Below are 24,107 nucleotides of genomic sequence, written 5' to 3' on the forward strand. Positions count from 1 at the left end.
TCCAGCTGCTGGCCCGGCAGGCCGCGCCGGCCTGATACGCGGCGCATCCTCCGGTGCCCGGCGTCACCTGTCATCCACCACGCTGATCCCACGCGATCCTTTTTCAACAGTCTCGCTCAGTTCTGACACCAAGACTCAGAAACCTCCATTCATGCCGTTCAGCCCACTGATCAACTTCGGTCATGGACAAGCGGATCATTTCCTAACATGCAATTGCCTTCGAAACGAGATGCGCATGATTATGTGGAGGGGCCATGGCAGACGACCTACAGTTTCTATTTCGGTTCCGCGATTTGGTCGCGAAGACGATCGACAGCCACCAGTCCGTGATCAAGACGCACGGCGCTACTTGGTGGGGCTGGTGGAAACGCCCCTCGGAAGACAATCGTGCCGAGGTCTGGCATGCGCTAGCCAAAGCGACCGAAACTAACCCGATCGCGGTCGGTCTGTTCGATTCAGGGGGAGGCCGCGTCTATCGCGCACTCGTCACGGGGATTATTCCGCCCGAGGAGCATGGTGAGCTGGTCAAGCCGCCCGCTGACCGCGATCTGGTGCCGTCCTATTATCGCGAAAGTCCGTTCAGCCGCGCCTGGATGCGTCTCACCCATATTGAGCCGATGAACGAGTTTTTCGGCCATTATTCGTTTCGAAAGGCGCCCGACCTTCCTAATTACCGCAAAGAGTTGCTGCAGCGCTTTGTAAACAAGAAGATTACCGAGTCCAGTGAGCTCCGCGGTATGGACACAACGATCTGGGAGATACGGCCGAGCATCGCTACCGATCCGTCTGACAAGATCCTGCTAACGACCCATGCGCTGTCCGCTGCGGTCACCGGTGAAGTAGTGCGATTGAAATCAAACACGATCCTTCACATTACTGACCTACATTTCGCGCTTGACCGATTCCGCGACCATCATGTCTGGCGACTAGAGAGCGAAGTCGAGGAAACCGCCAACACGCTGAGCAGCGCGCTGAAGGCTGGAATTGGCATAAAACAGATCGGCGGCGTGATCGTATCGGGCGATCTGACCTTTCTAGGTTCGGCCGCGGAGTTCGACGAAGCACTCAACTCGCTGAACAAGCTACTTGGGCTGCTCGACCTCGCCCCCGATCATCTAATTGTCGTACCCGGCAATCACGATATCCAATGGAGCACTAACGGAAATTATGCACCCGGCGAGAAGGTAACGGCAGCACCGGCCGAGGCTAAAAAGAACTATGAGGCATTCTACGAACGGCTGTTCCAGCATCCGCCGAGCAAGCATTTGGCGATGGGGCGGCGCTGGCTGCTGCCTTCGGGCTTGACGCTCGAAATTGCGGCGCTCAACTCGTCGTCGCTTCAGACGGGCAAGAATTTCCTCGCTGGGATGGGGCGGATCGATGAGGCCTCGCTGGAAGAAGTGCGGATTGGACTCGGCTGGCCCGCCGCCAGCGACTCGCAGCTAAGCGGGGCATTACGCCTGCTCGCCATCCACCATCATCTCGCGGTCACCGAGGATATCGAGCCCGATAGCGGCTTTCCGCAAGGCTATGGCATGGCGGTTGATGCAGTGCGAATTCAGCGGATGGCGGCAAAGCATCGGGTCCAGCTCGCATTGCACGGCCACAAGCACCGCGCCTTTCTGTGGCGCTCGTCGGTCTATGACCTTCCGGAACATGCCAGCACCAACTATAAACTCGGCGAGATATCGCTGATCGGCGGTGGCAGTGCAGGCTCGAAGGAAACCGAAGGTGCCAGCAATTATTTCAACCTGCTCGATTTCAGTCCGGCGGGTCTCGACGTGTTGATGTACCGTGCCCGCGCCAAAGGTAGCTTTGAGCGGTTTAAGACCTTCCGCGCGCCGTTCGGTCGGTTCGAGGATGGGGGCCTAAAGCTCGAGGATTGGAGTGTGGTCGAGTGATACAAACCGTTTCCGGGCCGGTAGCGCTGCTGGTTACGGATCTCGACAACACGCTGTACGATTGGGTCGGCTCGTTCGTGCCGGCCTTCTATGCGATGGCGGAGAAAGCGGCGGCGATTCTCGATCTGGATATCGAGACGCTGCTCGACGATCTGCGCTTGGTGCATCAACGCCATGGCAGCTCGGAACATCCATTCGCGCTGCTTGAGGCGGCGAGCGTGAGGGCGCGCCTGTCTGGCCTTAGCCGCAATGAACGGGCTGAGGTGCTCGATGCTGCGTTCCACCGGTTCAACAGCGTGCGAAAGGAACGGCTAGCGCTTTATGACGGGGTGACTGCCACCCTCGAAGCATTGGCCGAACGGGGCGTTCCTATGGTTGCTTATACTGACGCTCGGATCCCCAACAGCCTGTATCGGGTCAACCGGCTTGGGCTCGATCACTTCATCGAGCACCTCTACGCCCCAGGTGCGCGCTTTCCCGATCGAGTCGACACCCCGGCACGCGAGACGCTGCTCAAGGTGCTGCCCGAAGGCGATAAGAAGCCTAACCCGCGCACCCTGCTCGACATTTGCCGTGACCTCGGCGTGCCGCCCGGACAGACGCTCTATATCGGCGACAGCATGTCGCGTGACATCTTCATGGCGGCAAGTGCAGGCGTGCGTTCGGCCTGGGCGCGATATGGCATCGAGGTCGAACCGGGTCTGTGGGAAAAGTTGGTCCGGATTACGCACTGGACTGACACCGATGTTGCCGACGAGGCTAGGCTCAAGGCGGAAGCCGCTGGCGCACGCCCGGATGCGACACTCGACCGGTTTGCTGACTTACTCGATCGCTTCGATTTCGCGCCGCAGCGTACCGCACAGGGGTAGGCTGAAGGATGTTGGCAAAAAGTACAGGCGGTCATGCGCCCTTCTCCAGCTCCATCCTACAGTGCGCTGCCAAGCTGAACGCAATTCAGCCTGAGCATGTGCCAAAGCACTAGTGTTCATGTCTACTACCAGTGCGTCGCTCTCGCCGCATCAACGACCGCTCTTGAGGTGTGTAGCTACTGCGGGGCAGAGCTAAATTAGCGCTGATGTGTGACATTTGAGCGCCTGAATACAGATGTTCTGCTTTCTATTAACAAAACCCATGGCGTACTGGTATCACAACCGGTCGGTCTCAACGGCAGGGTCTGGCTCCATGGATCTCGGCTAGTATTTTCAGCATTAGAAAATTGTAGAACTGGTGCAGGCCGCACGCGATATACACGACGCTTCCAGCTAAGGGGAGAGTTACTTAGGGTCAGTCTAGAGGATATTCGGAGTGACGTGACCCCGGTCTTTCATCCAGCGACAACCAGAGGCCGACCGGTGTTGTCGCGCATGAGCGCAGATGAAGCAACGGGCGGGGTTAACCCCGCCCGTTGCTGTTCGAGCCCGGCAGCGAACGCAGCCGGGGTATCGTAGCCGAGCGAGGAGTGCGGCCGCTCGGTGTTATAGTCGTCGACCCAGCGCGCCAGGATCGAGCGGGCCTGACCGATGGTGAAGAACAGCGTCTCGTTGAGCAGCTCGTCGCGCATGCGACCGTTGAAACTCTCGACAAAGCCATTCTGCGTCGGCTTGCCCGGCGCGATGTAATGCCACTCGATGCCGGTATCGCCGGACCAGACGAGCACCGCGTTCGACGTCAGTTCAGTCCCATTGTCGCTGACGATCATCTTCGGCCTGCCGCGCTCGGCGATCAGATCGGCCAGTTCGCGCACGACCCGCCGGCCCGAGATTGACGTGTCCACTACCGCCCGGAGGCATTCGCGCGTGACGTCGTCGACGATGTTGAGCACGCGGAACCGTCGACCGGTAACGAGCTGGTCGTGCACGAAGTCCAGGCTCCAGCGCTGATTGGGGAGCGTTAGCACCGGCGTGGGTGCCCGGCTGCCTGTAGCACGCCTTCGTCCTTTACGACGACGCACCGTCAGGCCCTCCTCGCGGTAGAGCCGCTGGGTCTTCTTGCGGTTGATCGTGATGCCGTCCCGGCGAGGCAGAATGTGCAGACGCCGATAGCCGAACCGCCGGCGCTGCTGCGCCAGCTCACGCAAACGCGACCGCAGGTCGCTATCATCTGCCCGGCACGAGCGATACCGCATGCTCGTGCGGTCTGCCTCAACGACCATGCACGCCCGCCGCTCGCTCATCCCCAACGTCGCCTGGAGATGCGCGACCGCTTGCCGCTTCGCGGCGGGCGTCACCACTTTTTTGACAGCAGGTCTTTCAACCCCGCGTTGTCGAGCATCGTGTCCGCCAATAGCCGTTTGAGCCGGGCGTTCTCCTCTTCGAGCGACCGCAGGCGCTTTGCGTCAGACACCTCCAGGCCGCCGAATTTCGCCTTCCACGCTTAGTAGGTCGCGCTCGACATCCCGTGCTTGCGGCACAGCTCCGTCACCACCGCACCCGCCTCGGCCTCCTTCAGGATGCCGATGATCTGCTCTTCCGAAAACTGCTTCCGCTTCATTCCGTCCGTCCCTTCAATGGGCCGGTCTCCAGTTCCAGATGGATGAAGAAACGGGGGTCACGTCAACACTAACACGACGAACGCCGCGCCACTCCACTGGAATACAGGCCGCCTTGATCGCCGAACACGACGATTCCGCCCCTAGAAGCCGCACCTCAATGTGCTAGATCAGTTAGTGGGGCGATACGGACGAAGAACGCAGGACAGGGCGCAAGTTGCATCTATTCAAAATCATACAGGTTGGGGACGTCCATTACACCGACAGGGAGAACACGGCATCCCCGGTTGACAATAAGGACCCCGGATTTCCGAAGGCTCTTTCCGCGTCCATCGGCATGCCGCCCTTACAATCGATCTACCGGGCACTCGCCAAAAGCGTAGACGAGGAGCGGCCGCAGCTCGTTGCCTTCATGGGCGACTTTACCAACCGTGGTGACCAGACCGGCCTCGACGAATGCCTGGCCTACCTGCGCAACCTCTTTCCAACCGACTGGTCGAGCGGCTCGATGCCCGACTGCCAGCTGCTGATCGGCAACCATGACGTCGATCGCAAGAAGGACCCAGAGACTGACCAGCGCTTCCACGACATCAACGCTTCGATAGTTGATGCGGGCTTTCCGGCCGCTAGCGTGCTCGATCCCGAGGTAAGGGTGTTTGGCGAAGGCTCGCCTGCTGAGCTTCGCGTATACGGCATCAACAGCTGCCGCGGCTGTGGCCAGATCCGTCTGCTAGGTGGTATCCTAGCGAAACAGGCAGGCCCAGAGATTGACCGCATCCTCCGGGACGGCGGCAGCGAGGCGGAATTAGACGAGATTTACGAGGGCATCGATACCCCGGCAATTGACAACGAGACGTTGCGGCTTCTCCGGGAAGCAATCTCGGTCTTGCCCGAGACCGCGATGCCTGTCATTTGCGCGCACCACAACATTCTGCCGCAGACGACCCCGCGCATCGCTCCGTATTCCGAACTCATCAACGCCGGTTCGGTCCGCGCAGCGCTCCTGACCCTCAAGCGGCCCGTCATCTTCCTGCACGGGCACCTCCACGATGATCCGGTCGAAGTCGTGCGGTCGCCGAGCTATCCGGGCGGCGCTATCATCTCAATTTCCGCACCCCTGCTGCGGGACGGGTTCAATGTGATAGAGGTTGCCTTTAACGAGGACGGTGTGCCGCTTGGGTGTCAAGTGGGCCGCTACCGCCGCAGCGGCAGCCATGTCGAGCGACTGACGTCGCAGTCGGTGCCCATCTGGGACGCGCGGGAGGGGCTCAACATGGTGAGTGCGAACGGACGGGAACTCATGCGCAGGATCGAGCCCGATCAAGTTGAGTACCCCGCCGATCTCTCGATCACCACGAGCTGGGACACGAGCACGCTGCACGGAGTTATTGAGGAACTCCGGTGGCTTGGGCTCGTCCACGTCCAGAACCCCGACCGGCCGATCTCACGTTGGCGCATTTCGAGGGCGGTATGAACGAGATCAGGAACCCGTTTCGACCTACTCGCTTCGAACACGAGCAGCATCCGCTCATCTGGATTTCGCCCGACGTGAGCAAGCTAGAGGGGAAAAAGTCGGCCTACGTCGCGGGAACACGCGGGAGCGGCAAGACGAGCCTGCTGAAGGCGGTGAACTGGCGAGAGCGGCTCCACAATCCGACTGTTCGCGATCAGCTGGGGTCGAACCCGCCCGACTACGTGGCCGTCTACTTCAGACTCCCAGACTACCTCGCGAGCGCCCTAGGCCTCATCGATTGGACGAGCGCTTTCCCGGAGAGCCCGAGCGCTGAGGCGCTCGGACACACGCTGTTTTCGCAGCTCATAGAGTTTGTCGCGGCTCAGCTGATCTGCGAGGCACTGGCCTCGCTGCGTGCCGCCGGCCGCTTCCCCTACTCGTTTGAGCTAGAGGAGGAGACTGTCCGCCGCCTCATCTCACGATACCCGTCACTCGACGTGCGGCGGGCGGGAGCCTGCCGGAGCCTGGACGACCTGTCCGAAATCTTCCGTGACGCACACCAGCGCCTTAATGTCTTGATGACGCGAGGCATGCTGCGGCAGGCGCTGGAGCACACTTTGCCTGTCCAGCCGGGCGTCTTCATCAACGACTTGGCGTCCTCGCTTCGGGAGCTCGCCTGCTCGACCGCGGGTGTCTGCTCGACCGACTTCCACCTCAAGATTTGCATCGATGACTGCGAGACGCTGCGCGCGCTCCAGCAGCGTTTCCTCAACACGATGGTCCGCAACTCCAGCCATCCACTATTCTGGGTCATCAGCTTCGTGTCGGTCGACTACGACTCGACCAATACAATCCAGCACAACCAGACACTCAGCGATGCTGACCGCACGCAGCTCCACTTGGACGAGATTGACGGCAAGCACTTCTACAGGCTTTGCGAGAACGTTTCCCGCCTGCGCATCTACTATTCGGACTCCAGCGCAGAACGCCCGCCACTGCACGAGCTGCCGGCAAAGTACTTCAACTTGCGCGACCTTCTTGGAAGCCTCAACGTCGACCTTGCCCTTCTCGAGGCGGCACGGAACTCGCTCTCATCGGAATTTAACGCGCTCGTGGACAGGAGTCGCCGCTTGAACTCGGGCGCGCGCCGGAAGGTGCCGCCAATCTACGAGACATACGTGTTAGAGAGACTGGGGGAACGGTTGCGCGACACCCGAAGTGAGAACGTCGACGCCTACATGCGTAGGAAACAGTTCGCCGCTCTGTTAGCAATCTACTCGGAGTATCGGCTCAGCCGCGTGCCCTATATGGGCGCTCAGACCATCATCAACATGGGCGACACCTGCATACGCGACTACCTCGAGATGATGGGGTCGATTTTCGAGCAAGCAGTCGCGCGTAAGGAGATCCGGTCGGTCGGCGGCCTGCTGCGGCGAGAGGAACCCCTCTCGGCCGACACGCAGCTTGAGGGCGTCCGCGTGTCCAGCCGAGCCAAATACGACGGAATCCGCAACAACTTCGAACGCGATGGTGCCGAGGCTGAACGCGCAATCGAGTTCATCGGCAAGCTGACGGCGAGATTGCAATCGAACCACGCCTCTACGTCCACGCTTTCGACCCCCGAGCGTGGCAACTTCCACTTCGACCTAGAGACGCTCAGCCGAGGCCGTATGTCGTTGCCGGACAGGAAGGAATTCATCCGGCGACTGCTAAAACGGTGCGAGGCAGATGGGCTGCTTCGCCCACCGCGGCAGGGACAGATCGGCGAGGGACACGACGAACAAGACCTGACCTTCCACTTGCACCGCCGCTTCGCCTCCTACTTCGGCTTCTCGCATCGCGGGCCATACGGGATGCTGCAAATGCCGATGGAAGAGTTTGCCGAGGTCTGCGACGCCGGCTCCGACGTCCAAGTGGACGAGGCGGTGGGACGGGCCTATTCGCGCATTCTTCGAGAGTCGCCGGACGAGCATCCGAGGCTTCTCTGATGGAGAACAACGAAATCTCGGCCAAGGTCGCCGCCATGACTTGGCGGCGGGGACACCTGGAGGTCCGTCAGGATCGCCGCATTAGCGAGCGGCTTGAAGCCGCGGGTGACCTGCTGGTTCTGACCTCGAGCTGGGAGCGCAGATGCATCGAGGTGGCCCGCGTGAAGCACGGCCGCTACTCCGCGGCCGCCGTGGTCTCGTTTGCCGAGGAGGGGACATCGGGACGGCGGGCTGAGCACGACGCTAGTCTGGCGCGGCTGGCGGCCGAACAAGCTGGGGTCGTTACCGACCTTGGCCGGCATTCCGTGTCTGACGTCGAGAGCTGGCGCAACGCGCTGATCGAACTCGTCGCCGCCACCCGCATCGCGCTGGGACGACCGCTAGACATGGTCGTCGACGTCAGCTGCCTTCCCAAGTACTACGTGCTGACGCTTATGGGCTACTGCGTGTCATCCGGGTCGGTCCGGTCGCTAAGACTGCTCTACGCTGAGGGGCGATATGCGCCCTCCGACGGAAACACATCGCTCGCCTCCGACCATGCATTCACAGAAGGCTCGTGGCGCTCGCTGCCGGTTCCCTACCTTGAGGGCCGGCTCTCCCCCGACAAAAAAGTCGAAATCGTCGCTTCCATCGGTTTCGAGACGTTTCAGGCGAGGAAGCTGATCCGCTCCTATGAGGCCGAACGCCACCGACTAGTGACGCCCTACCCAGGCTTCTCCCCCGAATACGGTGACCAGAGCGAGAAGGAGGCGAAGGCACTCGCCAACAACCTTGACCTCGACGAGAGAGAGATCTTGAGGTGCCCGGCCGGCGACGCCGTGGCAGCCGGAGACATCGTTGTCGATTTGCTAGACCACTCTGGCAGGTTTAAAGAGGTCGGCCTTTGCCTAGGCACTAAGCCGCATGCGATAGGCTTCGGCGTCGCCGCCCTAATCAGGCCGGACTTCACGCTCGTCTGCCGAATGCCGGACCGCTACGTGGAGACCGAGACGCCGGCCATCGGGATAATGTGGTCTTACGAACTGCGCGACCTCAGCGTTGTGGCGTCCTCGAGCCACGGCAATGTTGATGCGGTAGAACCGTACGCTGCGTAGGAAGGTTATTGAGGTTTGGATCCGTTGGTGCTGACGTGACCTGCGGCTGTCAGCAAGTTTGTCGAAGTAGCCGAAGAGGCCGGCGAAGTTCTTCGGAAGCCTGAGAGCGACTGCCAGCGCTTGCGCGGTCGCACTGCCGAGGTGCTGAGTACGCCGACCCTACCAGCTCAACGGCATCGTTTGCGCGGCCCCACACGAAGCGCCTACGCGCCTCCTCGACGCTCTCTGCCGCGGGGCCATGTAAAGTCGTCCGGCCGGCGTGCATGCGGCAGCTTCCGCCAAGTTGGGGGACACAGGTCCGTTTTGTTCACTCGCACCGAGACAAACAAAACCAGCTTCCACTCCACAAACGACGTGGCTACCGGATCACCTTTCGGCGGGGCTGCACGCGATACGGATTTACTCAGCGAGCAGGCGTTTCCGATCTGCCAGTACCGGGCGAAACGCTTGCGCGATAGGATCCCTCCGCCTCGGTAACGACCGCGCCCCATTCCTTTGTCTCGTCAAGCAGCGTCGAATACACCCCGTTCGACAGACGCCGCAGGATCGCGAACCCCCCGGCCCAATCCTTCGTTCGCTCTGCCTTGCTCCGCCATTCACTCCAGTCGACAACAAACTCGTTCAGAAGCCGCTCTAGCGTGTATTGCGCGGTCACAGTACGGATGTGACCCTTCGTCCCTCCGAACAGCTCGTTGCCTGCCAGGCTTGCGGCCGCTGCCGCGAGAAGAATGTAGCCGAGGCGCGACACGCCGGTCCAGGTTGGCACGGCTGTCTCCAGCAGAGGACAGGCCAGCCCCGCCGTTCCGAAGAGGAAGGCGGACCAGCGGAACAGCGACGCCGTCAGTCTGCGAGCTGTGCGCGTCCGGTAGTAATACGTGACCTCAGCCTGGAAGAGCGTGGTCGTGGCGATGGCGAGTCGGTCCAGAGACGATGCGGTCTCCTCGTCCGTCCACGCAAGAGTCTGTAGAGACTCGAAAAAGTCCGTAAGGCGAGCCGGATCCTCGACCGGTCGGCGTCGTCGAGCGTACACCGCCGCAAGGATGACGCCCACAAAGACAAGAACCGCAATCCCCGCCACCCATCCATGCCATGGTGAGAGTCCATCACCAAGCGAGTTCACGCCGATTGAAGCCACTTGGTTACTCGTTCCCGCCTTATTCACACGTGCTCCCCAGCGCCCCCGCTGAACTACTTATCCCTCTAAGCCCGGACTACAATGGAAGCCAGGCTGCGGGTCCCGCTTTCGTCGCCAGTATGGAGAAGGTGAGCCTCGCCTCGCGGCTGCCCCATTCCAGAGGATCCTACACATCTTCAGCAGTCTCGTAATCTCATTCTGGTTCGTCTACCGAATGATCGGCTGCTGTATAGGTCTTTAAACTTCTAGACTAGGTGTGCTGTTGCCCACCCAGGAAATGGCCGTATTGCTTCCTCTCAGCCAACACCTGAACAAACGGCAGATTACCTCGATTGACGCCCGAAAGCGGCCGTGCAGCTGACCACCACCGGCGGGCGTTCGAGCACCCTACCCTATCGCCTGAACGAGCGTCCGCTTTGACGCGATCGACGCCCGAAAGCGGACAGGCAGCTCTCCACCAGCTTCGCCTTGACGAATGGCAAATAGCGGGCTCATATTGTCATACGCACGGGTACAGACCGTGTGTACAAACTGATGGGTACGCGACCCACGAAAACCGCAGAATTACGTGCTTTTACGCTGGATCAACGCCTCCCGTAGGGGTCACCAGCGCTCGCCGGAACGGCGGATGTGCGCGGTTCAGGTCGTCTTCCTGGACGATTTACCTATCCTTGGGTACAAAGGATGCGGACAAAGTGGTCCGTATGACCACCCCTTGAAATATACTCGCACCGGCGTTTTCTTCGTTCGATGCGTCGTCCCCGCTGCGCCGCATCGCCTGCGCCCTCTGCATCGATCCCGCACGGAGCCGTATCCCCACCACCCTCCGTCCTAGTTACGGGCTATGGGGCGCTTTTCTCCGCGCTCTCCCCACCGTCGAGCGAACCATAGCTGCCAAGACGGTGCCGCCCGTCACCCAAGTCTATAAAACCTGGGCAAAGTGCGAGACGCGCGAAACTAACCGCGACGACGATGCGGTAGCCGCGCTCGACGCGATCGGCCGGCTCAGCCCGGCCGGTTGGCGAGCACCACGTCGAGCAGGCCGGGGAAGCGCCGGTCGAACTCGTCCCGGCGCAGCGTATTGATCATCTCTCGCCCGGCCTGCGTCGTCTCGATCAGCCCGGCCGCACGCAACAACTTCAAATGGTTGGACAGCGTGCTTTTCGGGATCGTCTCGCACGGCGCGGCATCGGTGCAGCTCAGCCGCTCGGTCGCGGCGAGGCGCGCCACCATGGCCAGCCGATTGGGATCGGCCAACGCATGCAGCGCCAGATCGAGCGGAACGTCCTCCAGCCGGGGGTGCGTGAAGCGGGCCATGCCGTCGATATAGGACACCGCGGCAAATTTAATAGTTCGGAATTATTGAACTGTTGAAACGTCACCCCATTTCCTGCCTGCCGACAGCGCACGATGCCGTGATCGCGGGCCAGCATTTTTGGAGATTTTATATGTCGATTCAGGGCAGGACAGCGCTCGTCACCGGTGGATCGCGCGGCATCGGCTCGGCCATCGCCAAGCGGCTGGCGGCGGAGGGCGCGACCGTGGCGATCACCTATGCGGGCAACAAGGCTGCGGCCGACGCCACGGTGGCGGCAATCGCGCATGCGGGCGGCACCGCCTTCGCCTTCCAGGCCGATGCCGCCGATCCGGCGTCGCAGCGGGCCGGCGTCGAACAGGCCGCCGCGGCTTTGGGCGGTATCGACATTCTGGTCCACAATGCCGGTGTCGCCGAGTTCGCGTCCGTCACTGAGGACACCGACGAGACGTACGACCGTCAGTTCGCCGTCAACGTGAAGGGCCTGCATGTCGGCACCCGCGCGGCCCTGCCGCACCTGCGCAACGGTGGCCGGATCATCCTGATCGGCAGCATCTCGGGCGAAATGGCCTTCCCCGCGACCACGGTCTACAGCGCGACAAAGGCGGCGGTGGCGGCGCTGGCGCGCGGCTGGGCCAAGGACCTCGCTCCCCGCAACATTCTGGTCAACACCGTGCAGCCGGGTCCGATCGACACCGACATGAACCCGGCCGACAGCGACTTCGCTGCGCAGCTGCTGCAAACGATCCCACTCAGCCGCTATGGCAAGGTCGAGGAAATTGCGGGGGCGGTCGCGTTCCTGGCCGGGCCGGATGCCAGCTACATCACCGGCACGACGCTCAACATCGATGGCGGTGCGACGGCCTGACGGCCAGCCTGGACGTGCCGGCCTCAAAAGCCGACACGTCCATGCCCACGTATGTCCGCCCCGGTCGGGCAGATGCCGCCCTCGGCGATGTCGACGCCGTCGGGCTGCCGCAGCGCATAGCGGACCGCATCCGGGCTCAGCGAGGTCCCACGCCACTCCGCCAAGATTTACCGGAAGGAGATGCCCGCGGTCAGCAGGAAGGAGCGCGGCGGCAAATAGTTGAACTGGTCGAGCTGGCCATAGCCAGACTGGTACGATTTGCCGTTGATGGTCGTCGTCGGAGCGCCGGTGATGCTGGTTGCGATCTGCGTCACGGCGCGGCTGTTGAAGACGTTGTTGACCGTCACGCCCAGCTTCAATCCGCCCTCGAACGTCTGGCTGATCGCGAATTGGCCGATGCTGTAGGGGCGGATGCGATACAGGCGGAACCCGGGGCTGCCGTTGTAATCATTGGCATATTGCGGGCCGGTATATTTCTGGTCGAACGACACGCGGAAGCCGTGCTTGCGGAAGATGAAGCCCGCCGCCGCGGTGGCGAAGGGCGCCTTGCCGATCTGCGCATCAGTCTGCACGCTGCGCGCCTGGTTGTAGCTGGCATTGCCGAACAGGGTCAGGCCGTGGATCGGCATGACACTGAGCTGCCCCTCGACGCCCTTGTAGCGGACCTGCCCCTGGTTCACGAGCAGCGTCGTGTCGCAGCCGGTGGTCGTGCAATTGCCGATCTTGTTGTCGACGTTGATGATATAGCCGTCGACGTCGAGCGAGACGCTGTGGCCGTGCCAGACGGTGCCGATCTGATAGTTGGTCGTCGTCTGTGGCTTCAGCTGATCGAGCGCGGTGACGAGCTGGCCCGAAGCGGAATAGAAGCTCGACAGGTCGGGTACGTACATGCCCTGCGCGTACTGGCCATAGAAGGACCAGCTGTTCGTCACCAGCCAATTGGCGGTCAGGAACGGCAGCGTCTTGGTCCAGGTCGCGCTGAGGTCGAGCGGCGTGCGGGTCTTCTGTTGCAGGACCGCATCCACGCCGCGCGTGAAGTGGACGTATTTGACGCCCGGCGTGATCGACACGCCGTCGACCGGGCGGAGCTCGACCTCGCCGAACAGCTGATACTGGTGCCAGGTCGAATGCTGCGCGAAGTTGATATTCGCCTGCGAAATCGGCGGCAGCGTGCTGGTCGCCGTCGTGCCGCTGCTGAACTTTTCGTTATAACTCGGCTGGTTGGTCGTGCGGTCGAGATCGAAATTGTGGCGATCGGTGACGGCATATTCGTACCAGCCACCCAGCCGCAGCTTGCCGAACCCGAAGTCGTAATCCGCCTGGCCGATATAGCCGAAGACGCGGTATTTGTTGAGCTTGTCATAGCCCAGCACGTCGTTGCCACCCGACACCGCGACATAGGGCGACGCCGCCGTGCCCGCGCCGGTAAAGCCGGTGACGACGCCGTTCGACTTGACGATGAACACCGGCAACGTGCCGCCCTTCGGCACACCGAAGGACGAGCTGCCATTCCCCGACAGCGTGTTGTTCGTATAGCCGTACATGTACGCGCGATTGTCGAGCGTCAGCCCGCCGCCGAGATTGCTCTGTAGACGCAGGTACGAAAAGTCCGTCGTCTTGTCGGTGCGGTTATATTCCCAATAATCGTGCTGGGTCGGATTGTTGCCGAGCCCGTAATTGAAGCCATATTGCCCGACCTGCGATGTCGCGCCGCAGCCGCGCCCGCTCAGCTGGGTCAACGGCTGGCCATCGGCGCCCAGCGCGGTGGTGATCGTCGCCGTCGGATTGGCGGCGTTATAGGCGTCGGTCGCCGCGCTGCCGCAGGTCGCACCCTTCAGCACGTCCGACTGATAGTAGAAATTGCGGTTCCAGCTACTCATCACCGTCAGCGTGTTGGCGCTGCCGATCGGCACTACTGCCTTGCCGAACAGGTTCTTCGATCCGACCGGCGAATAGCTGAGCGCGCCGTCCGACTGGAGATACTGGCCGGTCAGCACGATGCGCGTGCCGCCGAGCTTGTCGATGCTGCCGCTTTCGAACAGCGCGCGGCCGATGAAGGTGTTCCAATTGCCGACGATCGCCTCGCCGCGCAGCTCCGCATCCGCCGTCGCGGCACGCGAATACATGTTGATGTTGCCGCCATAGCTCGCCTGGCCGAGCTGGCTGGCGTTGCCCGGACCGCGATCGACGACGATCGTCTCGATCGTGTTCGACGGGAAGAAGGCGGTCGAATGGTGCGTCGGGTTGTTGGTGTCGGCGAAGGGGATCGAGTCGTAGGTGACGTTATATTCGCCATCCTGGAAGCCGCGGATCGTCGCCTTGGTTTCCGACAGGCCATAGCCGTTGCCCGCGCCGGAGATCGACACGCCCGGCGTCAACGCGATCAGCTCGTTCACGTCGGCGGTCGCGGCGCTATTTTCGATGAAGTCGCGGCTGACCGCCGATTGCGGCTGCGTCGTGGTCAGCGAGGCGGTGAGCGGCGCCGCCTGGGCGGTGCGCGATCCGGTGACGATGATGTCGGACGTGGTCAGCGATTGCTTGTCATTGGCCTGCCCCGCCTGATCGGCGCTGGTCGATTGCGGCACGGCCGCCGCCGTCGGCTCGCTCACCGGCACGGCGACCGGGCCCGCGACGGGATCGGCATGCGCCAGCGTCGGCAACGCGAGCGTGGTGGCCGCCAGCAGAGCGGCGCGGAACGGAACATGGGTCATCATCGGGTCCTCGGACGAAAGGGGAAGTGGGTCAGCGGCGGGCGAGTTCGGCGCGGGCGGCCGCGACCTGATCGGCCAGGCGCGGATCGTGGAGCAGCCGGTCGGCGACCAACTGGCCGACCGCGTGGCCCGCCTCGACATCGGAGGGGTAGTGGACCGCGCAGATCTCGCGCCCCTCGGCATAGTCGCGCGCACGGTCGAGGATCGCGGCGGCGCGATCCGGCATCAGCTGCGCCAGCGTCCAGCCGGTCGACCAGGCGAAGGCCGAATGGCCGCTGGGATAGCTGTCATCGACCCCCTTGCCCTTGCCGCAATGCGGCAGTGTCGGGTCGGTGCGGTACGGGCGGATACGGCGGAAATGCTCCTTGGCGCGATCGACCACCGCGTCGGTCTCGGTATCGACGCGAGCGAGCAGCGCGGCGGTAGCGGGCAGCGCGGTCAGGTCGCGCCCCGTCACCGCGTTGAAGGCGTGCGGCCCCTTGTCATGCCCATCGGCATCGGCGCGCGCGATCCGCTCCGCCGGCGCCGCCTGATGCAGCGCGCGCAGATAGGCGAGTTCCTGCCGCGCCACGACCGAGCCCTGCGCGGGCGGCGGCGCGATGATCGCGGTGGGCGCGAAGGCTGCCGGATCGAGCAGCGACGCCGCAGGCCGTCCGTCATGCTTGGCGACCGCAGCAGTTGCGAGCAGGCCGAGCGCGAGCGCGACCGGCATCCCGTATCGGATGTGCATCATGGTATCCCCCGACCGGTCGGCGGCCCCCCCCGCCGGGGCACGACCGTGTCGAGCGGCGCGCTAGGTGCGCTATATGACCGATCCGTGACAATCAGGCGCCGGGGCGGGCAAAGCGTGCCTACATTGCAAACTTAGAATGAAAGCATCGCCGGCCTGTCACATTGCGGGTGTCAGGGCGACGCCACCTGCCCACATGATGGATATGCGTCGATGCGCCGTTGGCACCGCCTGCTCGCCCCCTGGTTCGCGCTTCTATTACTGCTGCTCGCCGCGACCGGGCTGGCGACGCAGGCGACCGACCTGCTCGATCGCGCGCCGGCCAAGACGGTATCCGCCGATGCACCGGCGCCGCCGAGCGCGATGAAGAGCTGGAACCGCTGGTTCAAGCATATCCATTCGGGCGAGACGCTGGGCCCGGTGGGCATCGCGCTCAATATCGGCGGCGGCGCCGCGCTACTGTTCTTCGCGGGCTCCGGCTTCTGGATGTATCTGACGATGTGGCTCAACCGGCGGCGGAACCGGCGCAAGCGTCAGGCGGCATAAGCGGCAGCGCGATCCGGACGGTGAGACCCGGCCGGGCATCGTCCAGTCGCAGCGTGCCGCCGTGGAAGCGGACGATCGCCTGGACGATCGCCAGCCCCAACCCGCTGCCGCGCGTTTCCGCCTGGGCCGCGCGCTCGAACGCCTGCACCACGCGCGCGCGGTCGGCCTCGGCCAGGCCCGGGCCATCGTCCGCCACCGTGATGCGCGCAAAGCCGCCGTCAGACACCAGCGACAGGCGCGCGTGGGTGCCGCGCGGCGTGTGCGTCACGACATTGTCGAGCACGTTGACCAGCATCTGCCCCAGCAGATCGGCGTCCCCCGCCACCATCGGCCGCGCCCCCGCCTCCAGCGTCAGCGTGCCATCGTGATCGGCCAGCACCGGCTCCATCGTCTCGGCGACATCCTCGATCAACGCACGCAGATCGAGCGGGGCGAGCGCCGCCGGATGCCGCCCGCCCTCGATCTCCGCCAGCCGCAGCAGCGCGTCGAAGATGCGGATGATCGCCGCGCATTCACGCTCCGCCCGCTCCAGCACGGCGGGCTCCTCCGCGCCGTTGCGCAGGATGCCACGCAGCCGGGTGAGCGGCGTGCGCAGGTCATGCGCCAGGTTGCTCGCGAACAACCGCTGGCTGCGGACCAGATCGTCCATCCGGTCGAGCATCCGGTTGAGGCTGTCGGCCTGTCCCGCGAACACGCCGTCCAGCCCCTGCGTCGGTACGCGGCGGCTGAGGTCCCCGCCCGCGATCGCGTCCGCCGTCTCCTGCGTCGCGGCGAGCCGCACCGCGATCAGCCGCGCGAACACCAGCGTCACCGCCACGCCCGTACCCGCCGCCGCGAGCGACAGCGCCAGCACCACCCAGGGCAGGAGCTCGTGCAGCGATTCCCCCGCCTCGCTATGCTGGACGATGACGAGCAGGCTCCCGCTCGGCAGGCGCGTCGCCAACGCCCGCCCTTTTTGCGTGCCGCGTCCGCCCGCATGGAAGCGGACGTTGGAATAGCCGAGCGGCGGCGGCCCGATGTCGAGCCGCCCGGCGATCCGCCTGCCGTCCGCGCCGAACAGAACATAGGTGCGCTGGCTCAACACCTTGCGCCGCTGCCAGTCGACGATCTTCGCGGCGACCACGGCATCGGTCACCGGCTGGCCATGGCCGAGCCCCAGATATTTGGCGGCATGCGCACGCAGCGACGTGTCGACCCGGCGCGCGATCCACGCATCGGCCACGCTGAACCCGATCACCCCGACCAGCGCCATCATCACGGTAAAGGTCAACCCGACCTGGATCGGCAGCCGCCCCAGGCCATACGGACGCCCCCGCCCTCCCCAACCGGCGAGCCGCATGATCAGGCGCATCGTTCGGAGCGCAGGATATAGCCCGCACCCCGCTGCGTCTCGATCGGGTCGCAGTCGATGCCGATCAGCGCGGTACGCAGCCGGCTGAGATTGCTTTCGACGATATTGGCGGTGGGCGCGAAGGCATAGCCCCACACCGCCTCCAGCAGCATCGATCGCGTCACCAGCCGGTCGGCATGGCGCATCAGATGCGCGAGCAGCGAATATTGCCGCCGGTTGAGCGTCACCGACTGGCCGCGGAACCAGGCCTGATGGCCACTGGGATCGAGCCGCAGCCGCCCCACCTCCAGCCGCGCACTGTCACCCGCCGGGGTGCCACGGCGCGCGATCGCCGCGATGCGCGCGGCGAGTTCGTCCATGTCGAACGGCTTGGCGAGATAATCGTCAGCGCCGCTTGCCAGCCCCTCGATCCGGTCCTTCACCGATCCCAGCGCGCTCAGCATCAGGATCGGCGTGGACAGGCCGTCGCGGCGGATCTGGTCGATCACCGACAGGCCGTTGAGATCGGGCAGCATCCGGTCGAGCACGATCGCGTCGCAATCGTCCTGCCGCAACGCCAGCAGCGCCGCCGCCCCCGTTGCCGCCACGCGCAGCTGATGCCCCACGGCGTGCAGGCTGCGGGCGATCTGATCGGCGATGACGGGATCGTCCTCGACGATCAGCAGGCGCATGGGATGTCTACGGTCTTCCTGTCGCGACGATGCCACGCGGATGTGACAGGTGTGTGGCACGCCAACAGGGCCCGGCATGCGGACGATCGTCCCGACGCACAGGACAACCGATAGTCACTTTATCAATGACTCGCCGCTATCGTGACATGCGCTGGAGGACCGCGCATGTACAAGATCGTCGTCGACCGCACCCATGCTCTCATCAGGCTGGACATGCACGGCATGCTCACCCGCGCCGACGCCGACCAGCTGGTCGCCGACCTGATCGCCCAGATCACCGCCGCCCGCCTGCCCAGCTACGCAATGATCATCGACGTCTCACGCTGTCCGGTGCAGGCGCAAGACATGATCGCCGCGGTGGGCGATCACCTGACCAAGATGAGGAACGCGCGCGCCCTCGCCATCGTCACCGGCACCACGCTGGTCCGCCTGCAAGTCCGCCGCATCTTCAACCAGCCCTTCACCCGCTTCGCCACGTCCAATGACGACGCGCTCGCCTGGGTCGTGTCGGGGATCGAGCCAGACGGCGCGACCACGGCATAAGGACGACGCGAGGGCGCCTGTGATGGCGCATCCGGATGGCCCCAAGGAGGTTTACCCTCCGCGATCGGGCGACAGCGAACTGCCCGTGGGCGGAGCCGCAAGACGCAATAGCCACTATCGCGACGGACGCCTCTGTCCAGGCGCTCCATCGCGATGCTGTGCTAACTGATGTTTCCTGCCGTTCAATCAGCGAGCAGGCGCCGTCCGTGTCATCGGCGGCACCGGGCGTCCGCTATTGAGATCTGCCCCGGTATTGGAATCCGTCGGCGTCGGCTGGATCATGGCGCGCATCTGCCACTGATATTTGTCGATGGCATGTTGCACCTCCTGCAACAGGTTCGAAGTGGTCGGATCGCCGTCCTCGCTGGCCTTGATGCCCTGACCGATCTCGTCGCTGACCACGTGATAATTGGTCGCGAACCAGGTGATGACCTGCGCGTCGTCGATGAAGCCGCCCGGCATCTCGGGCACGCGGCTGGTGCGGACGATGGTGTTGGCGCGGCCGTCCGCCGACGCACCGATCGCGAGCAATCGCTCGGCCACCTCGTCGGCATATTTGGCGACGCCGTCGTGATGGTCCTGCAGCAATTCGTGCAGCGGATAGAAGAGCGTGCCCGACACGTTCCAATGGGCCTGTTTGGTCTGGAGCTGGAGCTGTTGCAGTTCGATCAGCGCCTGCTGCAGTGCCGCGATCGACGCGCGCTGCGCCTCGCCTTGCGGACCGCCATGGACCTGGCTGGACAGGCTGTTCTGGGGAAACCCGTTGTCGGACCGGGTATCGGTGCTCTGGGCGAAAGCGGGCGTGGCAAAAAGGCACGCGACCGCGGCGAGCGAAGCGAAGCGCATCATTCGTATTCCTTTGGCGATTGCCTCAGCCAGGGTGGTTCGGCTCAGGCTGTTGACAGGCGAAGGATGAACGCCAGCACCGGCATAGGGTTGTCTAAATTTGTGTTTATGTTTCGCGGCGGGAACAAGCATTTACCCGTAAAGCGCAACTCTATTGGTCCTGCGCCATGACAGGGCGGACGCATCCTTGCCACCGTCTCGACGACGCACAGCCGGCCAGGCACGGACCTGCACCACTTTTCCAGTTTCTGCCGTTCATCTCTGTTGTTTTCGATGCGATGAAGGACTGTCGTTGCGGCGTGGATGGTGAGACGTCACAATCCAGTCTTATGGTCACCGATCTCGGAGATCACCATGCGCCCATATCTATCCGCCTTCGCGATCCTATTGTCTGCCCCCTGCGCTGCGCAGGACCGGGCGGGGCAACCCTTGCCGACCGGACAGCGCCTCACTCCCACCGCGGCGCCGGGCGCGCGGTTCGAGCCGCTGGTCGCGCGCACCGGTCCTGACCCCGCCTATGTCGTCGATGGCGCGGCGGCGATCGCGCGCCGTCCGGATGGGCGCGAAATGCTGGTGCTGACCAGCGGCTTCAACCGCTTCAACGGGCCCGACGGGAAGGTCGTCGCGGCGCAGTCCGTCCAATACATTTTCCGCTACGCGATCGACGGGCATGGCAGCCGGCGGGTACAGACGCTGACCGTCCCCAACAGCTATGGCGGCATCGCATGGCGCCCGGATGGACGCGGGTTCGTCGTCGGTGGCGGCGTCGACGACAACGTCCATGTGTTCGGATGGTCGGGCGGGCGGTATGTCGAAATCGCGACGATCAGGCTCGGCCACACCGCCGGCCTCGGCGCCGGGGTCAAGCCGCAGGCGGCAGGCGTCGCGGTCAGCCCGGACGGGCATTACGGACTCGTCGCCAACTATTACAATGACTCGGTCAGCTTGCTCGACCTGGATCGCGGTACGGTCATCGCCGAGCAGGACCTGCGCCCCGGAAAGATCGACCCGGCGCAGAGCGGCGTCCCGGGCGGCGAATTTCCCTTTGCGATCGCATGGACCGATGCCGGCCATGCCTGGGTGTCGTCGCCCCGCGATCGGCAGATCGTCGCGCTGACGCCGTCGCGGTCGGGAATCCGGATCACCGGCCGGATCGCGACGATCGGCGAGCCCACCGCCCTGCTGGCCGATGTCCGCACCCACCGATTGTTCGCCACCGAGGACAATGACGACCGGCTTGCGGTGATCGATACCGTCCAGGCGCGGTTGGTTGCGGAGCCGCGCCTCACCTTGCCGGACGCGCTCGCCGCCCCCGCGATCGGCAAGGGGCTCAACCCCAACGGCCTTGCCCAGCTCCGCGACGGGCGATTGCTGGTGACGCTGGGCGGGATCAATGCTGTCGCCATCGTCGCACCGAGCGCCGCCGGCGGGACCGTCACGGGGCTGGTGCCGACCGGCTGGTATCCCAGCGCGGTGGCGACGTCGGCCGATGGCAAGCGCGTGTTCGTCGTCAACCGCAAGAGCCCGCCTGGCCCCAACCCGCAGGGCTGCGCGCCGAAGCTCGCCATCTATCGTGGTCAGCCCAATGCCTGCGGCGCGGCGAACCAATATATCTACCAGCTGGAAAAAGCGGGGATGCTGGAATTCCCGCTGCCGGACGACAAGGCGCTGGCCGCGACGACGCTTCAGGTCGCCGACAATATCGGCCTCCCCGGGGCCGCCGCCCGCGCCGCTGCCGAGGCGAACATGGCGGCGATCCGGGCGCGGGTCAGCCACGTCGTCTTCATCATCAAGGAAAACCGCACCTACGACCAGGTGCTGGGCGATCTGGAGGTCGGCAACGGCGATCCGCATCTCGCCATCCTCGGCCGGGCGCTGTCGCCCAACCACCACCGCCTCGCGCGCCAGTTCGCAACGCTCGACAATTTCTACGATTCGGGAGAGCAATCGAGCACCGGCTGGACCTGGTCGACCGCCGCGCGCACGCCCGACCTGCTCGAAAAGACGGCGCCTGTGAACTATGCGCAGCGCGGCCTCGCCTATGAAGCGGAGGAAGCAGACCGCTTCGTCTACGCGCAGCAGACCCCGACCGAGCGTCAGGCGACGAACCCGGCGCTGTCAAAGGACCCCGATCTGCTCGCCGGCCCTGCCCTGTTGACCGCGCCCGATGGCGACGACGACGATGACAGGAACCAGGGCTTCCTGTGGGATCAGGCGATCCGCGCGGGCCTTTCGGTGCGCAACTACGGCTTTTCCGACGCCTCGGTCTACGATGCTGGCGCGCCTGGCGCGATACCGGTGATCCGCGAACCGTGGAAGACGGGCACGCGCATCTACACGCCCGGCGACCGGCTGCTGGCGAAGCGCAGCGATCCCTATTTCCGCGGCTTCGACCAAAAACTCCCCGATTATTGGCGCATGCTGGAATGGCGGCGCGAGTTCGACGCCGCCGATGCGGCCGGCAAGGTCCCTGCCCTGACGCTGCTGCGCCTCAGCCACGATCACTTCGGCGACTTCAAGGAGGCGATCGACGGGGTGAACACCGTCGAAACGGAAATGGCCGACAATGATTACGCGCTCGGCATGGTCGTCGAGGCGATCGCCAACAGCCGCGTCGCGGGCTCGACGCTGGTGTTCGTCATCGAGGACGATGCCCAGAACGGTGCCGACCATGTCGATGCGCGCCGATCGTTCGCGTTCGTGGCCGGCCCCTATGTCCGGCAGGGCGCGGTCGTCTCGACCCGCTATACGACGGTCAACGTCCTGCGCACGATCGAGACGGTGCTGGGGCTGAAGCCGCTGGGGCTCAACGACGGGCTGGCGGCGCCGATGGCCGACCTGTTCGACCCCGCGCAAACGCACTGGACGTATCGCGCGGACGCGGCCGACGTGCTGCGCACGACGCAGCTTCCGATCCCCGCCGATCGCTTCGCCCCCCGGATCGCGGCAACGACCGGTCGGTGCAACCACCCCGGCTCGGCCTGGTGGGCAGAGGCGATGCGCGGGCAGGATTTCCGCACCGAGGATCATCTCGACACCGCGGCCTTCAACGCGGCGCTGTGGCGGGGACTGGGCTCCGGCGTTCAGCCGACCGAGCGCGATGGGCGGGATTTGCGAATGGCTCGATCGGGACTGATCGGGAAGGCGAGCGCCGGCTGCCCGCGCTGATCCCCGTTCGGACACTCGGGCGCTGCCTTCGGACTTCCTTCCGACTTACGTCGGACGCGGAGGCCGGTCTTCGACCACCCGCGCCCACCGCTGCCATACCTTAGCCTCGTTCACCCACGGCACGGACCCGATCCTACGACAGGGTCCTAGGCGCGGCTGGCTCAGCCGCGATCCGGGTTTCCTTGCATCGTCGGCCAGTCCGAATAGCCGACCGATCCGCCGCCGTACCAATAGTCCTTCGGAGCCTCCGCAAGTGGCGCCCCCGTACGCAGGCGATCGATGAGGTCGGGGTTCGCGATGAACGGCCGCCCCATGCTGAACAGGTCGGCATCGCCACGCGCGAGAACCTCCTCCGCCAGCTCGAGCGTATACTGGTTGTTCGCGATGTACGCCCCCTCGAAGCGCTTGCGCAAAGCGGCGAAATCGACGCCCTCCGCGTCCCGGGTCTGCTGCGTCACGCCCTCGATATCGTGGATATACAACAGGCCGCGCTCCGACAGCGCGTCAACATAGGTGCCGAAGGTTTCCATCACCGTGCTGTCGAGCGGGGTTTCGCCGGGCATCGTCGTCGCCGGCGACAACCGGATGCCGACACGCCCCGCGCCCCAAACGCCGACGACCGCGTCGACGACCTCGAGCGGGAAGCGCAGACGGTTCTCGATCGACCCGCCATAGCGGTCGGTTCGCCGGTTGGTGCTGTCGCGGACGAACTGTTCGAGCAGATAATTGTTCGCCGAATGGACTTCGACCCCATCGAAGCCGGCCGCCTTGGCGTTGGCGGCGGCGCGGCGATAGTCCTCGACGATGCCGGGGATCTCGTCCGTTTCGAGCGCGCGCGGCGTGACGTGGTCCTTCATCCCGTCCTTGGTGAACGCCTGTCCGACCGGCTTGATGGCCGATGGCGCCACCGGCGGCTCGCCGCCCTGCAGGTCGGGGTGCGAGATGCGGCCCGTATGCCACAGCTGCAGAAACATGACGCCGCCCCGATCGTGGACAGCCTGCACGATCGGGCGCCATGCCTCGATCTGCTGGTCGTTCCAGATGCCCGGCGTCAGCGCATAGCCGACCGCCTGGGGGGAAACATTGGTCGCCTCGCTTATGATGATCCCGGCGTCAGCGCGCTGCGCGTAATAGTCGGCGGCGAAGTCGGGCGGAATCCCCTCGTCGTTCGAACGGCTGCGCGTCAACGGCGCCATGACGATGCGGTTGCGCAGCGACAAATCGCCGATCTGCACGGGCTGCAATATGGGCGAAGCGGAATGGTCGGGCATGGTCGGCGATATCCATCAAGCAGTGCAA

Annotated in this window: 17 protein-coding genes and 1 pseudogene; 9 read left to right on the plus strand and 9 right to left on the minus strand. The window is 64.2% G+C overall.

Features of this window, described 5'->3' with window-relative positions:
• Nucleotides 1-254 precede the first annotated feature (254 nt).
• Together ACP7A3_RS18150 and ACP7A3_RS18155 are read left to right on the plus strand one after the other, a co-directional pair.
• A complete protein-coding gene (locus tag ACP7A3_RS18150) occupies nt 255-1,901 on the plus strand; it encodes a metallophosphoesterase family protein (RefSeq protein ID WP_426256796.1) in 1,647 nt (548 codons plus the stop codon).
• Nucleotides 1,898-2,770, plus strand: coding sequence for an HAD family hydrolase (locus tag ACP7A3_RS18155; RefSeq protein WP_426256797.1), 873 nt, complete (start codon nt 1,898-1,900; stop codon nt 2,768-2,770). The genes ACP7A3_RS18150 and ACP7A3_RS18155 overlap by 4 nt, the downstream gene beginning before the upstream one ends.
• A gap of 455 nt (nt 2,771-3,225) precedes the next feature.
• Here ACP7A3_RS18155 and ACP7A3_RS18160 read toward each other — a convergent pair.
• Nucleotides 3,226-4,391: pseudogene (locus ACP7A3_RS18160) on the minus strand (IS3 family transposase).
• 215 nt (nt 4,392-4,606) lie between these two features.
• On the opposite strand from ACP7A3_RS18160, the gene ACP7A3_RS18165 reads away from it, so the two are divergent.
• The 3 genes from ACP7A3_RS18165 to ACP7A3_RS18175 are packed head-to-tail and all read left to right on the plus strand — an operon-like array spanning nt 4,607 to nt 8,924.
• Nucleotides 4,607-5,863, plus strand: coding sequence for a metallophosphoesterase family protein (locus tag ACP7A3_RS18165; RefSeq protein ID WP_426256798.1), 1,257 nt, complete (start codon nt 4,607-4,609; stop codon nt 5,861-5,863).
• Nucleotides 5,860-7,830 carry a hypothetical protein gene (locus ACP7A3_RS18170; protein ID WP_426256799.1) on the plus strand — a complete coding sequence of 657 codons (1,971 nt, stop codon included), beginning with the start codon at nt 5,860-5,862 and terminating at the stop codon, nt 7,828-7,830. Before ACP7A3_RS18165 ends, ACP7A3_RS18170 begins: the two co-directional genes overlap by 4 nt.
• Nucleotides 7,830-8,924, plus strand: a complete 1,095-nt coding sequence (locus tag ACP7A3_RS18175; RefSeq protein ID WP_426256800.1) for a hypothetical protein — start codon at nt 7,830-7,832, stop codon at nt 8,922-8,924. The genes ACP7A3_RS18170 and ACP7A3_RS18175 overlap by 1 nt, the downstream gene beginning before the upstream one ends.
• A 403-nt stretch (nt 8,925-9,327) precedes the next feature.
• Here the strand turns inward: ACP7A3_RS18175 and ACP7A3_RS18180 are convergent, their stop codons facing one another.
• Entirely contained in the window at nt 9,328-10,002 is a 675-nt protein-coding gene (locus ACP7A3_RS18180; RefSeq protein ID WP_426256801.1) for an SLATT domain-containing protein, read from the minus strand.
• A gap of 1,062 nt (nt 10,003-11,064) precedes the next feature.
• A complete protein-coding gene (locus ACP7A3_RS18185; protein WP_426256858.1) occupies nt 11,065-11,376 on the minus strand; it encodes an ArsR/SmtB family transcription factor in 312 nt (103 codons plus the stop codon).
• 131 nt (nt 11,377-11,507) lie between these two features.
• Here ACP7A3_RS18185 and ACP7A3_RS18190 point away from each other — a divergent pair, with 131 nt between their 5' ends.
• The gene (locus ACP7A3_RS18190; RefSeq protein ID WP_426256802.1) at nt 11,508-12,242 is read left to right on the plus strand and encodes an SDR family oxidoreductase; all 735 of its coding nucleotides are present in this window, start codon (nt 11,508-11,510) and stop codon (nt 12,240-12,242) included.
• Between the two features lie 167 nt (nt 12,243-12,409).
• Here ACP7A3_RS18190 and ACP7A3_RS18195 read toward each other — a convergent pair whose 3' ends face one another.
• Together ACP7A3_RS18195 and ACP7A3_RS18200 are read right to left on the minus strand one after the other, a co-directional pair.
• Nucleotides 12,410-14,953, minus strand: coding sequence for a TonB-dependent receptor (locus ACP7A3_RS18195; RefSeq protein ID WP_426256859.1), 2,544 nt, complete (start codon nt 14,951-14,953; stop codon nt 12,410-12,412).
• Between the two features lie 31 nt (nt 14,954-14,984).
• Nucleotides 14,985-15,686: a phosphatase PAP2 family protein gene (locus ACP7A3_RS18200; protein ID WP_426256803.1), complete on the minus strand. Its 702-nt coding sequence runs from the start codon at nt 15,684-15,686 to the stop codon at nt 14,985-14,987.
• Nucleotides 15,687-15,896: 210 nt separating this feature from the next.
• Here ACP7A3_RS18200 and ACP7A3_RS18205 point away from each other — a divergent pair, with 210 nt between their 5' ends.
• Nucleotides 15,897-16,229 (plus strand): hypothetical protein, encoded by a 333-nt coding sequence (locus ACP7A3_RS18205; RefSeq protein ID WP_426256804.1) that lies wholly within the window; start codon nt 15,897-15,899, stop codon nt 16,227-16,229.
• Here the strand turns inward: ACP7A3_RS18205 and ACP7A3_RS18210 are convergent.
• Both ACP7A3_RS18210 and ACP7A3_RS18215 read right to left on the minus strand, forming a co-directional pair.
• Entirely contained in the window at nt 16,189-17,580 is a 1,392-nt protein-coding gene (locus ACP7A3_RS18210) for an ATP-binding protein (protein ID WP_426256805.1), read from the minus strand. The genes ACP7A3_RS18205 and ACP7A3_RS18210 overlap by 41 nt on opposite strands.
• The gene (locus tag ACP7A3_RS18215) at nt 17,571-18,251 is read right to left on the minus strand and encodes a response regulator transcription factor (RefSeq protein ID WP_063687951.1); all 681 of its coding nucleotides are present in this window, start codon (nt 18,249-18,251) and stop codon (nt 17,571-17,573) included. Before ACP7A3_RS18215 ends, ACP7A3_RS18210 begins: the two co-directional genes overlap by 10 nt.
• A 165-nt stretch (nt 18,252-18,416) precedes the next feature.
• Here ACP7A3_RS18215 and ACP7A3_RS18220 point away from each other — a divergent pair, with 165 nt between their 5' ends.
• Nucleotides 18,417-18,794 carry a hypothetical protein gene (locus ACP7A3_RS18220; protein ID WP_426256806.1) on the plus strand — a complete coding sequence of 126 codons (378 nt, stop codon included), beginning with the start codon at nt 18,417-18,419 and terminating at the stop codon, nt 18,792-18,794.
• A 186-nt stretch (nt 18,795-18,980) separates the two neighbouring features.
• Here the strand turns inward: ACP7A3_RS18220 and ACP7A3_RS18225 are convergent, their stop codons facing one another.
• Nucleotides 18,981-19,643 (minus strand): Dps family protein, encoded by a 663-nt coding sequence (locus tag ACP7A3_RS18225; protein WP_426256807.1) that lies wholly within the window; start codon nt 19,641-19,643, stop codon nt 18,981-18,983.
• A gap of 351 nt (nt 19,644-19,994) precedes the next feature.
• On the opposite strand from ACP7A3_RS18225, the gene ACP7A3_RS18230 reads away from it, so the two are divergent.
• The gene (locus ACP7A3_RS18230; protein WP_426256808.1) at nt 19,995-22,808 is read left to right on the plus strand and encodes a bifunctional YncE family protein/alkaline phosphatase family protein; all 2,814 of its coding nucleotides are present in this window, start codon (nt 19,995-19,997) and stop codon (nt 22,806-22,808) included.
• Nucleotides 22,809-22,969: 161 nt separating this feature from the next.
• On the opposite strand, the gene ACP7A3_RS18235 is transcribed toward ACP7A3_RS18230, so the two are convergent.
• Nucleotides 22,970-24,079, minus strand: a complete 1,110-nt coding sequence (locus tag ACP7A3_RS18235) for an alkene reductase (protein ID WP_426256809.1) — start codon at nt 24,077-24,079, stop codon at nt 22,970-22,972.
• Between the last annotated feature and the right edge of the window lie 28 nt (nt 24,080-24,107).

This window comes from Sphingomonas sp. DC5200-1 (assembly GCF_049897245.1).
Lineage (GTDB): Bacteria > Pseudomonadota > Alphaproteobacteria > Sphingomonadales > Sphingomonadaceae > Sphingomonas > Sphingomonas aquatilis.